General features: G+C 73.2%; 12 protein-coding genes. 8 read left to right on the top strand and 4 right to left on the bottom strand.

The features are described 5' to 3' along the window. Positions 1-221 precede the first annotated feature (221 nt). Complete coding sequence (locus ACZ434_RS24265) at positions 222-1220, top strand: sigma-70 family RNA polymerase sigma factor (protein WP_468459196.1); 999 nt, start codon at positions 222-224, stop codon at positions 1218-1220. 369 nt (positions 1221-1589) lie between these two features. Next, entirely contained in the window at positions 1590-2339 is a 750-nt protein-coding gene (locus ACZ434_RS24270; protein WP_468459198.1) for a TetR/AcrR family transcriptional regulator, read from the top strand. 115 nt (positions 2340-2454) lie between these two features. Here the strand turns inward: ACZ434_RS24270 and ACZ434_RS24275 are convergent, their stop codons facing one another. Next, a complete protein-coding gene (locus tag ACZ434_RS24275) occupies positions 2455-3432 on the bottom strand; it encodes a helix-turn-helix transcriptional regulator (RefSeq protein ID WP_468459200.1) in 978 nt (325 codons plus the stop codon). A gap of 63 nt (positions 3433-3495) precedes the next feature. Here ACZ434_RS24275 and ACZ434_RS24280 point away from each other — a divergent pair, with 63 nt between their 5' ends. The 5 genes from ACZ434_RS24280 (at position 3496) to ACZ434_RS24300 (ending at position 9534) form a co-directional block, all read left to right on the top strand. Then, positions 3496-5013, top strand: coding sequence for an MFS transporter (locus ACZ434_RS24280; protein ID WP_468459202.1), 1518 nt, complete (start codon positions 3496-3498; stop codon positions 5011-5013). Between the two features lie 286 nt (positions 5014-5299). Then, positions 5300-6061 (top strand): DeoR/GlpR family DNA-binding transcription regulator, encoded by a 762-nt coding sequence (locus ACZ434_RS24285; protein WP_468459204.1) that lies wholly within the window; start codon positions 5300-5302, stop codon positions 6059-6061. Continuing rightward, positions 6058-7005 carry a 1-phosphofructokinase gene (gene pfkB / locus ACZ434_RS24290; RefSeq protein ID WP_468459206.1) on the top strand — a complete coding sequence of 316 codons (948 nt, stop codon included), beginning with the start codon at positions 6058-6060 and terminating at the stop codon, positions 7003-7005. Before ACZ434_RS24285 ends, pfkB begins: the two co-directional genes overlap by 4 nt. Before the next feature lie 100 nt (positions 7006-7105). Beyond that, entirely contained in the window at positions 7106-9130 is a 2025-nt protein-coding gene (locus tag ACZ434_RS24295; protein ID WP_468459207.1) for a PTS fructose transporter subunit IIABC, read from the top strand. A gap of 116 nt (positions 9131-9246) precedes the next feature. Beyond that, on the top strand, positions 9247-9534 hold the full coding sequence (locus tag ACZ434_RS24300; protein WP_468459209.1) for a hypothetical protein: 288 nt from the start codon (positions 9247-9249) through the stop codon (positions 9532-9534). A gap of 59 nt (positions 9535-9593) precedes the next feature. Here ACZ434_RS24300 and ACZ434_RS24305 read toward each other — a convergent pair whose 3' ends face one another. Both ACZ434_RS24305 and ACZ434_RS24310 read right to left on the bottom strand, forming a co-directional pair. Beyond that, positions 9594-10340 (bottom strand): DUF6227 family protein, encoded by a 747-nt coding sequence (locus ACZ434_RS24305; RefSeq protein WP_468459211.1) that lies wholly within the window; start codon positions 10338-10340, stop codon positions 9594-9596. 297 nt (positions 10341-10637) lie between these two features. Further along, a complete protein-coding gene (locus ACZ434_RS24310; protein ID WP_468459213.1) occupies positions 10638-11666 on the bottom strand; it encodes a P1 family peptidase in 1029 nt (342 codons plus the stop codon). Positions 11667-11710: 44 nt separating this feature from the next. Here ACZ434_RS24310 and ACZ434_RS24315 point away from each other — a divergent pair, with 44 nt between their 5' ends. After that, on the top strand, positions 11711-11887 hold the full coding sequence (locus tag ACZ434_RS24315; RefSeq protein ID WP_468459215.1) for a hypothetical protein: 177 nt from the start codon (positions 11711-11713) through the stop codon (positions 11885-11887). Between the two features lie 79 nt (positions 11888-11966). On the opposite strand, the gene mscL is transcribed toward ACZ434_RS24315, so the two are convergent. Further along, complete coding sequence (gene mscL, locus ACZ434_RS24320) at positions 11967-12467, bottom strand: large conductance mechanosensitive channel protein MscL (RefSeq protein WP_468459217.1); 501 nt, start codon at positions 12465-12467, stop codon at positions 11967-11969. Between the last annotated feature and the right edge of the window lie 123 nt (positions 12468-12590).

A 12590-nucleotide genomic window follows, 5' to 3' on the forward strand; every position in this document is an offset into this window, starting at 1 on the left:
ACCTGGACCTCCGCACGCTCCGGCGGCCCCGCGTCGCCCGCGTGGGCCGACAGGGTACTGCATGATCAGAAAAATCGGAGGTCGGGTTGGGAATTCTGTCCGGATTCCAGTCGTTGTTTCCTACGGATGCGGGCACCCGAGCAGAGTCCGGAGAGACCTGAAGAAGAGTGCCGAGCGTCCGCAGGACCACCCGCTGACCTCATCATCGCAAGGGAGCTCGCATGGCAACCCGTGCCGTCGCCCGTCGTCAGTCCGCCTCCGGCGAGACGGTCGAGGCGGCAAGCAGTGTTCGCGCCCATGGCGGCGAGATCGCCGACCGTGATCTGGTCGGCATGTACCTCGACGAGATCGCGCGCACGCCGCTGCTCGACGCCGCCAAGGAGGTCGAGCTGTCCCAGATCATCGAAGCGGGTGTGTTCGCGAAGCAGATCCTCGACGGCCTCGAGGAGAACAAGGCCGGAGCCACCACCGAGGAGCTCCAGGCCCTGTACGACGCGAGCGAGCGGGCGAAGGACGTCTTCATCCGTTCCAACCTCCGCCTGGTCGTCGCCGTGGCCCGCCGGTACCCGCGCAGCGGACTGCCGCTGCTCGACCTGATCCAGGAGGGCAACGCCGGCCTGGTGCGCGCGGTCGAGAAGTTCGACTACCGCAAGGGCTTCAAGTTCTCGACGTACGCCACCTGGTGGATCCGTCAGGCCATCACGCGGTCGATAGCCGACCAGTCGCGCACCATCCGGCTGCCCGTCCACCTGGTGGAGGAGCTGGGCCGGATCCGGCGCGTGCAGCGCGAGTTCAACCGTGAGCACGGCCGGGACCCGGAGCCCACGGAGATCGCCGCCGAGCTCGGCTCCACCCCGGAGCGCGTCACCGATGTGCTCGACTGGGCCCGTGACCCGGTCTCGCTGAACATGTCGGTGGACGACGAGGGCGAGACCCAGTTCGGCGACCTCCTGGAGGACACCTCGGCGGTGTCGCCGGAGCAGTCGGTGCTGACGCTGCTGCGCAGCGAGGAGCTCGACGACCTGATCGGCCGCCTCGACCAGCGCACGGCCTCCATCATCAAGATGCGGTACGGCATCGACGACGGTCGCGAGCGCACGCTGACCGAGGTCGGCAAGGAGCACGGTCTGACCCGTGAGCGGATCCGCCAGATCGAGAAGCACGCGCTGCTGGAGCTGAAGAAGCTGGCCCGCGACACCGGGTTCGACGCGGCCGCGTGAGCACCCGCCGGGGTGGCTCCCGTGTCCTCGCGGTAGCGTGGGTACACCGGCCGCGTACGCCGGGTGGCGCAAGACAGCGCAAAACATGGCCGTTCCGCGCCGCTTCAACCCACCGGGCCCAGGGAACAAGAAGGCAGAGCCCAGGAGTTCGGACCCCGGGGGACTCGTCCCCCGGACAACATGAGCCACGTCCCGACGCACAACCCCCCCGGCGCCGGGACTTCCCAAGGCCGGGTTCGGCGCCCCTCCCCCCGGGCGCCGGGCCCGGCTTTCCCCTGCCCGGGCAGGAAAAGCGGGTCACCCCGAACCTGAACCCCGGGGTGGCCCGCCAGATGGCAGATTGTGCCACATGGGCATAGCCTGCCGAGCGTGAGCAGCACCACCCCGCCCCCGCCCGTTTCGCCCACCCCGCCCCCGCCCCTTCCGTCCGCCGTGCCCGAGACCGTTCCGCCCGCCGTGCCCCCGACCGTTCCGCCCGCCGTGCCCTCGCTGACCGAACGGCGCAAGGCGGAGACCCGTATGGAGATCGCCCGCGCGGCGGCGGGCCTCTTCGTCCGGCAGGGGTTGCGGGCCACCCGCGCCGAGGACATCGCCCAGGCGGCCGGCGTCGCCCCGCGCACCTTCTACCGGTACTTCGCCAGCAAGGAAGAGGCCATCGGCCCCCTCTACGCGACCGGCGCCCAGCGCTGGGTCGAGGCGGTGCGCACCGCACCCGCCGGGGAGCCGCTGCCGAGGGTCCTGGAGGAGGCCGTGCGCCACACGCTGACGCCCGGCCGCGGAGTGTCGGTCGCCTCCTGGAACTGGGTGCGCACCCTGATCCGGCTGGCGCGGGCCGACCCGGCCCTGTGCAGGGTGTGGGCGGAGGCCTGCCAGGCCTCGGAGCGCGGCCTGGCCGACGCGCTGGCGGAACGGCTGACGGCCGCTCACGTCACCAGCGGTACCGACAACGTTGCCGACCGCAGCCGGCTGTGCTTCACCGCCGCCGTGGCGAGCGCCGCCGTGCGCACGGCCATGGAGAGCTGGGCGGCGAGCGACGCCCCGGCGGAAGGGCCACAGGGGCCGGCCGAACTGGCACTGGCCAACCTGGCGGCGCTGCGGGACTTTCCGTGGGGAGCCTGAGGCGGCGGGGGTGAACCGCCGCCGTACGGAGGCGTTCTGAGGGAGCCGCCCGTCGGTGCGCGTGGCCGGCGACGTACGGCACCCCGCGGCCCGCCCGCCGCCACGGGCCGTCGGCTCACGCCCCGCCGTCACTCGGCGCGGCCCGGGTCATCCGGTCGCCCAGCTCCCGTACGGCGTCGACGAGTTCCGCGGGTTCGTGCACGGTGAAATCGTGGCCCAGCATGGCCAGCCGGACCGCCATCCACTCCTTGGCGTCGCTCACCGTCGCCCGCAGCCGGCAGGTCGTCTCGTCCAGCGGCTCCGGTGTGCCCAGCCAGCCCGGGACGCGGGCCGCGACGGTGGCCGCCGGTGCGGTGAAGGTGACGACCATCTCGTACGACTCGTACCCCCGGGACATCGACCGGCGCAGATACTCCGCCGCGCTCCCCGTCGGCAGCTCCCTCGGCGTGAACCGCGCCCCGGTGGCGAAGGGGGCGCCGATCCGGTCGACGCGGAAGGTCCGCCAGTCCGCGCGGTCGAGGTCGTACGCCACGAGGTACCAGCGCCGCCCGGTGGACACCAGCCGGTACGGCTCCGTCACCCGGCGGGATTCCGTCCCGTCGGCCGCCCGGTAGGCGAACCGCAGGCGTTCGTGACCGGCCACCGTGGAGGCGATGACGGTGAGCGTCTCCGGTGCGATCGTCGCACCGTCGCCGCTGGTCAGCGGGGTGGTCGCGGCCTGGAGCGTACTGACCCGGTGGCGCAGCCTGGCGGGCAGCACCTGCTCCAGCTTCGCCAGCGCCCGCACGGACGCCTCGTCCACGCCCTCCAGCGCGTGCCCGGCCCCGGCCCGCAGCCCGACCGCGATGGCCACCGCCTCCTCGTCGTCGAGCACCAGCGGCGGCATCGCCTTGCCCGCGACGAGCCGGTAGCCGCCGTCCGCGCCGTGCGTCGCCTGCACCGGGTAGCCGAGTTCGCGCAGCCGGTCGATGTCCCGCCGGACGGTCCGGCGGGAGACCCCGAGCCGGTCGGCGAGCTCACCGCCGGGCCATTCACGGGGCGTCTGGAGGAGGGAGAGGAGCGTCAGGAGCCGGGCCGGAGTGTCCGTCGTCATGCGCACGAGAATGCCGCACCAGTAGGACATGATCTGACCTATTACGGTCCTAACTTCCGGGGCATGACCTTCACCGACACCTCGCCCGCACCCGGGCCCGCCGCGGGTGACCGCCGCCGCTGGTTCGCGCTGGCGATCGTGATGACCGCGGCCTTCATGGACCTCGTCGACGTCACGATCGTCAACATCGCCATCCCGTCGATCCAGCGCGACGAGGGAGCCACCTTCAGCCAGATCCAGTGGATCACCGCGGGGTACGCGCTGGCCTTCGCCGCGGGGCTCGTCACCGGCGGCCGGCTCGGCGACATCCACGGCCGCAAGCGGGTCTTCCTCATCGGCATCGGCGGGTTCACCGTCGCCTCCGCGCTGTGCGGCTTCGCCGTGAACCCGGAGATGCTGGTCGCCTCCCGCATCCTCCAGGGCGCCACGGCGGCGCTGATGGTGCCGCAGGTGCTGTCGATCGTGCACGCGACCTTCCCGGCGCACGAACGCGGCAAGGTGTTCGGGCTGTTCGGCGCGATCGTCGGCCTGGGCGCGGTGTCCGGGCCGCTGCTCGGCGCGCTGCTGACGGAGTGGAACCTGTTCGGTCTCGAATGGCGGCCGATCTTCCTCATCAACCTGCCGGTCGGCATCGCCGGACTGGTCCTCGGCAGCCGCTTCATCACCGAGTCGAAGGCCCCGCGCGCCCTGAAACTCGACCTCGTCGGCGTCGCGCTGGTGACGCTGGGGCTGCTGATGCTGCTCTACCCGCTCACCCGCGGCCGTGAGCTGGGCTGGCCGCTGTGGGGGTACGCGTCGATGGCGGGCGCGCTGGTGGTCTTCGGGGCGCTGGTGGCGTACGAGAGGGCCAAGGGCGTGCGGGACGGCTCGCCGCTGATCGAGCTGTCGCTGTTCCGGGTGAGGAGCTTCGCGGCGGGCATCGCGGTCCAGACGGTGTTCGGCGTCGGCCTCGGCATCTTCTTCCTGGTGTGGACCCTGTACATGCAGGTCGGCCTGGGCTGGAGCGTGCTGCGGGCGGGACTGACCGGGGTGCCGTTCTCGGTCGCGGTCTCCGCGGCGGCGGGGATGTCGGTGCAGCTGCTGGTGCCGCGCTACGGACGCAAGGTGCTCCAGGCCGGCGCGCTGGTGATGGCGGCCGGTGTGCTGATCTACCTGTGGGAGGCGGAGCGGTACGGGCAGTCCGTCACCTCCTGGCAGATGGCGCTGCCGCTGGTGGTCATGGGCGCCGGGATGGGGCTGATCGTGGCCCCGCTGACCGACGCGGTGCTCTCCGAGGTGCCGCGTGAGCACGCCGGGTCGGCGTCGGGGCTGATCAACACCGTGCAGCAGATGGGCCACGCGCTGGGGCTCGGCCTGGTGTCGGTGGTGTTCTTCGGGGTGATCGACGAGGGGCTCGCCCCGGCCGAGGTGGGCCCGGCCTTCGCGGACGGTTTCCAGCACGCGCTGGGCTGGGTGGCCGCGGTGCTGGGCGTGATCTTCCTGCTGATGTTCGCGCTGCCGAAGCGCCCGGCGCAGCATGTGGAGGGCGCGGAGGAGGCTCCGCCGGTGGAGAAGGAGCCGGAGCCGGAGCTGGTGTCCTGAGCGGACGGCACGTCGCCGGCCGTCGGGAAGGGCCCGGCACCCCTGCGGGATGAGGCATCCCACCGGGGGTGGCGGGCCCTTCCCGTGCCGTGCCGCCCTTCCCGTGCGGCGCTTCCCGTGCGGCGCTTCCCGTGCCGTGGTTCCCGCGATCTCCGGGCCGGGGTCCGAAAAGCGGACGTAAACGGAAGCCCGTTCATGCCCGCACCTGTTTACTTTCCGGACATCTCGACGTACTGTCCGAGCCACACCACACGTTCGGGCATGAACGGACTGGAGGCAGGCGGACATGTACGCACCGGAACGGCAGCAGGAGATCCTTCGGCTCGCCCGCGACGGCGGCCGGGTCGACGTGGTCTCGCTGGCCGAGGAGTTCCAGGTGACCGCCGAGACCATCCGCCGGGACCTCAAGGCCCTCGACCGCGCCGGTCTGGTGCGCAGGGTGCACGGCGGGGCCATCCCCGCCGGGCGCCTGGACTTCGAACCGGACCTCGCCGAGCGGGAGACCACCGCGGCCGACGAGAAGGACCGCATCGCCCGTGCCGCCCTCGCGGAGATCCCGGCCGACGGCACCATGATCGTGGACGCCGGTTCGACGGCCGCGCGGCTCGCCGCCTTCCTGCCCGTGGAGCTCTCCCTCACCGTCGTCACCCACAGCCTGCCCCTCGCCGCCCGCCTCGCCGACCACCCCGGCATCCAGCTGCACCTGGTCGGCGGGCGCGTCCGGCACCGTACGCGCGCCGCCGTGGACGCCTGGGCGCTGCGCGCGTACGCCGAGATCCGCGCGGACGTCCTGTTCATCGCCGCCAACGGGTTCTCCGCCGAGCACGGGCTGACCACCCCCGACCTCGCCGAGGCCGCCGTGAAACGCGCGGCCATGGCCGCCGCCCGCCGCGTGGTGCTGCTCGCCGACTCCTCCAAGCACGGCCAGGAGCACTTCGCCCGCTTCGGTGACCTCGGCGACGTGGACCTGCTGATCACCGACAGCGGGCTGAGCCCGCAGGACGCCGCCGCGATCGAGCGCGACGGCACGGAAGTAGTACGCGCATGATCCTCACCGTCACCCCCAACCCCTCCCTGGACCGCACCTACGAGGTCCCCTCGCTGGACCGCGGCGAGGTCGTCCGGGCCACCGGCGAACGCGTCGACCCCGGCGGCAAGGGAGTCAACGTCTCGCGTGCCGTCGCCGCGGCCGGCCGGCGCACGCTCGCCGTGCTGCCCCTCGGCGGCGCACCCGGCGCGCTGGTCGCCGACCTGCTCCGCGCGCAGGGCATCGAGGCCGCCCCGGTCCCGGTCGCCGGGGCCACCCGCTCCAACATCGCGCTCGCCGAGGCCGACGGCGTCCTGACGAAGATCAACGCGCCCGGCCCGGAGCTGACGGCGGCCGAGCGGGAGCTGCTCCTGGACACCGTGCGCCGGCAGGCCCCGGACGCCGACTGGATCGCCTGCTGCGGCAGCCTGCCGCGCGGACTCGCCCCCTCCTGGTACGCCGACCTGGTCGCCCGGGTGCACGACGCCGGCGTACGCATCGCCCTGGACACCTCCGGACCGGCGCTGCTCGCCGCCCTGCGCGAGCGGCCCGACGTGGTGAAGCCGAACGCCGCGGAACTCGCCGAGGCGGTGGGGCGCCCGCTGACCACCGTGGGCGAGGCGGTGAAAGCGGCCGAGGAACTGCGCGCGGCGGGCGCCCGGGCCGTCCTGGCCAGCCTCGGCGCCGACGGCCAGCTGCTCGTCGACGACGACGGCGCCTGGTTCGGCACCGCCCCCGTGCACACCGTCCGCAGCAACGTCGGCGCCGGCGACTCCTCCCTCGCCGGGTTCCTCGTCGCCGGCGGGCGCGGACCCGGGGCGCTCGCCTCCGCCGTCGCCCACGGAGCGGCGGCCGTCCAGCTGCCCGGCAGCGTGATGCCGACGCCGGACGACCTGGACCCGGCCGCGGTCACCGTCACGGCCGAGGTCCCCGTGGACCGTGCGCTGCGGGAGCCGGCGTCATGAGCCCCCGCATCTCTTCCTCCCGCACCTCTCCCTCCCTCACCCCCGTCCCCTCCCCCGCCCACCCCGCTGTACGGGCGATACGCGTGCGAAGGAGCCCGCGATGAGCGAGATGATCACCGCGGACCTGGTCGATCTCGACCTGTCCGCCGACACCAAGGAAGCGGCGGCACGCGCCCTCGCCGAGCGCATGGTGGCCCGGGGCCGGGTGACCGACCTGGAGGGCTTCCTCGCCGACGTCGCCGCCCGCGAGGCCCGGATGCCGACCGGTCTCGACGGCGGTATCGGCATCCCGCACTGCCGCAGCGAACACGTCACCGAGCCGACGCTGGCGTTCGGACGCAGCGCGGCCGGGATCGACTTCGGCGCTGCGGACGGGCCCGCCGACCTGATCTTCCTGATCGCCGCACCGGCCGGCGCGGACGACGCCCATCTGACGATCCTGTCGTCGCTGGCCCGGCAGCTCATGAACACCGGGTTCACCGACGCCCTCCGCTCGGTGGACGACGCGGCGGCAGCGGCGGCGCTGATCCGGGGCGAAGGGGCGGCCGGCCCCGAGGACTCCGTGGCGGTGCCGGGGGCGGCCTCCGCCGGCACCGCCACGGGCATCACCGCCCCCGAACCGGAGCGCCCCTTCCGGATCGTCGCCGTCACCTCCTGCCCCACCGGCATCGCCCACACCTACATGGCGGCCGAGTCGCTGGAGAACGCCGGCCGCGAGGCGGGCGTCGAGATCGTCGTCGAGACCCAGGGTTCGGCCGGTTTCACCCGGCTCGACCCGGCCGTGATCGCGGCGGCGGACGGTGTGATCCTCGCCCACGACGTCCCCGTACGGGAGAAGGAACGCTTCGCCGGGAAGCCCACCGTCGACACCGGCGTCAAGGCGGCCGTCAACCGTCCCGCCGACCTGATCACCGAGGTGAGAGGCAAGGCGGAGCGTGGCGAGGTCACCGCGCCGGCCGCGTCCGGCGGTACGCCCGTCGAGCGCGGCGGCGACAGCGGCGAGGGCTACGGCACCAAGCTGCGCACCTGGCTGATGTCCGGCGTCAGTTACATGGTGCCGTTCGTCGCGGCCGGCGGTCTGCTCATCGCGCTCGGTTTCGCGATCGGCGGGTACGAGATCAACGAGGCACCCTCGGTGATGGACCACTTCGTGTGGACCCAGGCCGACAGCTGGGGCGCGCTGCTCTTCCAGATCGGCGGTGTCGCCTTCGGCTTCCTCGTGCCGGTCCTCGCCGGATACATCGCCTACGGCATGGCCGACCGGCCCGGACTGGTGCCCGGGTTCGTCGGCGGCGCCATCTCGCTCACCATCAACGCCGGGTTCCTCGGCGGTCTCGCGGCCGGTCTGATCGCCGGCGGTGTGGTGATCGCGATCCAGAAGGCGCGGATCCCCGCGGCGCTGCGCGGCATCATGCCGGTGGTGGTGATCCCGCTGATCTCCGCGGCGATCGTCGGGTTCCTGATGTTCGTCGTCATCGGCAAGCCCATCGCCGAGGCCCAGAAGGGCATGACGGACTGGCTGAACGGCCTCTCCGGCGCCAACGCCGTCCTGCTGGGCGCGCTGCTCGGCCTGATGATGTGCTTCGACCTCGGCGGTCCCGTCAACAAGGTCGCCTACACCTTCGCCACCGCCGGGATCGCCGTCGCGAGCCCCGGTGACTCCGCGATGAAGATCATGGCCGCGGTGATGGCCGCCGGCATGGTGCCGCCGCTGGCGATGGCCCTCGCCACCACCGTGCGCGGCAAGCTCTTCAACCGGACCGAACGCGAGAACGGCAAGGCCGCCTGGGTCCTGGGCGCCTCCTTCATCTCCGAGGGCGCCATCCCGTTCGCCGCCGCCGACCCGCTGCGGGTGATCCCCGCGTCCATGGTGGGCGGCGCGGTGACCGGCGCCCTGTCGATGGCCTTCGGCGCGACCCTGCGCGCCCCGCACGGCGGCGTCTTCGTGGTCCCGCTGATCGGCAACCCGCTTCTCTACCTCGTCGCCATCGCCGCGGGCGTCTGCGTCACGACGGCCCTGGTGATCGTCCTCAAGGGGCTGCGCAAGGCCGCTCCGGCGGGTGCCGGAGCGGGCGAGGACGCGGCGGTGCCGGCGTCGGGGAGCACGCAGCCGGTGGCCGCGTAGAGCCGGGGCGGTGCGTCCGTTTGGGTAGGTGTGGGCGGTTCATGCCTACTGCGATATAGATCACGATTCTCACGGTCCGGGCTCCAAGTCCCGGACCGTGGTGTGTACTGGGCCGCATGTCCGATCACGAGACGAGTCCGCGGACGACGGGCGCCACCGTCCTCACCCTGGTGGCCGTGGCCTGCGCGGCGGGTCTGGCCGATGTCCTGCGACGCAGGCGCGAGCGGGCGCGCAGGCGCGAGCAACAGCACGCCGAGGCACCCCCGGCCGCCCACGCGCCGCATGGCACACCGACGATCCCACGTCAGCGGCGCGACGGGCCGCGGGCGGAGACGGTACGGCTCACCGACGCGGAGCGCGACGCCTTCGCGGGGCTGGTACGCCGGTTCGGCGAGCACGGCTGAACCGCGCCGGCTTCCGGCCTGCGGCTTACGGCTTGTGGCTTGCGGCGCCTGCCGGGCCGTCAGAAGGCCCGTGCCGCCCGGCGTTCCATGGCGTCCCGCGCCGCGTCCTCACCGGCGTACACCTCGCACATGTGCCGCCCGTCCGGCGTGAGGGTGTGCTCGACCTCCCACAGGGACAGCTCCCCGCCGTCACCGAGCAGGAACGCGTGCTCGTAGAGCGAGAAGGGCAGCGCGGGCCGACCCGCACGGGACGGGCGGCCGAAGGCCTGCGTGATGCGGTGCGCGCAGGCCGTGCTGAGCAGTGCGGCCGTCTCCGCGCCCGGCCGGTCCGGGTTCTCCGCCCGGCGCAGTAAGCGGCGCGCGTGGTCCGCGGACTCGTCCCGCACGTACAGCTGCCGCAGCGCGGGAGCCGGGGTCGGCTGGACCGTCACCGGCAGCTCGAAGTCCGGGGCGTCCGGGGGCAGTGGAAGGCGGGCCGTGGCGGTGCGCAGCTCCTCCTCGTCCACATAGATCTCGTGCTGCGGCTCGCCGCCGCGGGCCGTGTTGTGGACCAGCTCCCAGAGCGTGACCGCCGAACCGTCGGCGAGCAGCCAGGTGTGCCGGTACGTCTCCCGGTGCAGCCCCGCGCTGTGGTGCGCGGAGTGCAGTGAACCGTCGTGCGCCAGCGCGCAGTCCAGCAGCCGGAGCGTCTCGTCCGGCAACTCGAAGGAGTTCAGGGCACGGCCGAGGAGCCGCGCGAGGTGCTCCTCCGGAGACTCGGGCGAGTCGGATGGTTCGTACGCTGCCGTCTCGTACGGAACGCTCAAGGTTTCTCCCGGCGTTGCTGCATGTCACCTTGTGGGTGCATACCGTAGCCCCTCGGCCGGACATCATGTCCGGGAACCGAGAAAACGTCCGCCGGGAAAACGGCCGGACCGCGCGAGGAATTCCCCCGCCGCCCCGCGGAACGGCAACTCTTCCCGGCCAACCGCCACTTCGGCACGCTCGTGCCCCCGCGCCCCCGTACGCCCGTACGCCCGTACGCCCGCGCATCCGCGCATCCGCGCACCCGTGCATCCGATCCGGCGGTACCACGCCCCGATGTCCCGCACCGCTGCTTCCCCTCACGGCCGGCCGTACAACTCCCCGTACGACGGCCACGTCCCGCCCGGACCGTCCACCGGCTCGGCGGCCCGCACCGCCCGGACGATCGCCCGGGTCACCATGTCCGCGCCCGCCGCCAGCACGTCGTTCAGCGCGAGGGGGTCCGCCGTGTCGAGCGGGTGGGCGCCCGTGGCCAGGGTGAAGACGGTGTCGCCGTCGCTCAGCAGATGCACCGGCCGCACGGCCCGCGCGATGCCGTCGTGCGCGGTGCCGGCCAGCTTCTGCGCCTGCGCCTTGGACAGGACGGCGTCGGTGGCGACCACCGCCAGCGTGGTGTTCAGCGGGGGAGGGGCGTTGCGCTCCGCCGACTCCGCCAGCCGCCGCAGGGCGGCCTCGTGCACCTCCGCCTCCGGGTAACGCACCCGGCCCTGGAACAACTCCCCGTACAGCACCCCCGTTTCCGGATCCACCGCCGACCCCGCCGCGTTGGCCACCACCAGCGCCGCCACCGTGATCCCCGACTCCAGCACCGTGCTCGCCGTGCCGACCCCGCCCTTCACCAGCCCGACCACGGCACCCGTACCGGCGCCCACGGAGCCCTGGACGCCCGGCGCACCCGGCTCACCCGCCGCAGCGGCCTCGACCGCTGCCCGTCCGGTGGCCGCGTCCGGCCGGGCCCGGAAGTCGCCGCCCCGGCCCAGGTCGAAGACACAGGCGGCCGGCACCACCGGCACCACATGCGCGGGATCCGGCCCGACGCGCACCCCGCGGCCCCGTTCCTCCAGCCAGGCCATCACCCCGGACGCCGCGTCCAGCCCGTACGCGCTGCCCCCGGTCAGCACGACCGCCTCGGCCCGCTGCACCAGGTTGCGCGGATCGAGCGCGTCGGTCTCCTTGGTGCCGGGGCCGCCACCGCGTACGTCCACCGCCGCCACCGCCCCGCCCTCCGGGGCGAGTACGACCGTGGTGCCGGTGAGCCACCCGTCGCCGGTGCGCGTGGCATGCCCCACGCGCAGGCCGGCCACATCCGTCAGAGCATCAGCTGTCATGCGCTCAGTCCTGCCCGGCCGGGGCGCGGCCGTACCCTGGAGGCATGAGTACCGCCCCCGATCCCCGGCCACGTGAACCGAAGCCCGCGCTGGTCTTCGACGACCCGACGGACCAGCAGTCCTCGGACGACACCGACCGCGGGTGGGGCGAGCGCCCGTCCGGCGACAGCGCCGCCGATCTGAGGCGCTTCCTCGACGAGAAGCCGCCCCACCACCTCTGACCCGCCGGCCGGCGGAACGCCCCCGCGCGGGGGATCGGGCCCGCCCCGCGCGGTCCGGCCCGTCCGCCGGTGACGAGCCCTACCGCCCGTCGTGTCCCGGGCCGGTCGGCCCGGTGCCGCTCTGCCCCGTGCCGCGCTGTGCGACGAGGGTGTCGCGGATCTCCTTGAGCACTTCCAGCTCGGTGATCTCGACGACCTCGTGCGCGCCCTCCTTCGCCTTCCTGCGGGCCTCCACCCGGGCCAGGTACTTCGCCATCGGCAGCACCATCAGGAAGTAGACGACCGCGGCGGTGATCACGAACTGCAGCGTCGAGCCCAGGACGGAGCCCCACAGGATCCTGACGCCGGTCGCGGCGTCCCCGGTGCCCTCGCAGGGGCCCTTCAGGCACGAGCTGTAGCTGTCCAGGTTCCGGGTGCCGAACGCGCCCACCAGCGGGTTGATGACGCCCTTCACGACCGAGTTGACGATGTTGGTGAAGGCGGCGCCGATGACCACCGCCACGGCCAGATCGACGACGTTGCCCCGCATCAGGAAGGCCTTGAAGCCCTGCAGGACGCTCGTCTTCTCCTGGTCGCTCACTTCTGGGCCCCATTTCTTGTGCGTAGCGTGCGGACGGAAGCGCTCCGCAACCTACGTCACACCCGTGCCGAGCTGTCCAATCGCGGTGTTCGGGGCAGCGGGCCGACGGGGACACCGGGCTCG

It is taken from the genome of Streptomyces sp. NPDC030893 (assembly GCF_055571535.1).

Coding starts and splice junctions, on each gene's coding strand:
- ACZ434_RS24280 (WP_468459202.1), top strand. CDS start 3,496: ATGACCTTCACCGACACCTCGCCCGCACCCGGGCCCGCCGCGGGTGAC.
- ACZ434_RS24265 (WP_468459196.1), top strand. CDS start 222: ATGGCAACCCGTGCCGTCGCCCGTCGTCAGTCCGCCTCCGGCGAGACG.
- ACZ434_RS24295 (WP_468459207.1), top strand. CDS start 7,106: ATGAGCGAGATGATCACCGCGGACCTGGTCGATCTCGACCTGTCCGCC.
- ACZ434_RS24275 (WP_468459200.1), bottom strand. CDS start 3,432: ATGACGACGGACACTCCGGCCCGGCTCCTGACGCTCCTCTCCCTCCTC.
- ACZ434_RS24285 (WP_468459204.1), top strand. CDS start 5,300: ATGTACGCACCGGAACGGCAGCAGGAGATCCTTCGGCTCGCCCGCGAC.
- ACZ434_RS24310 (WP_468459213.1), bottom strand. CDS start 11,666: ATGACAGCTGATGCTCTGACGGATGTGGCCGGCCTGCGCGTGGGGCAT.
- pfkB (WP_468459206.1), top strand. CDS start 6,058: ATGATCCTCACCGTCACCCCCAACCCCTCCCTGGACCGCACCTACGAG.
- ACZ434_RS24300 (WP_468459209.1), top strand. CDS start 9,247: ATGTCCGATCACGAGACGAGTCCGCGGACGACGGGCGCCACCGTCCTC.
- ACZ434_RS24315 (WP_468459215.1), top strand. CDS start 11,711: ATGAGTACCGCCCCCGATCCCCGGCCACGTGAACCGAAGCCCGCGCTG.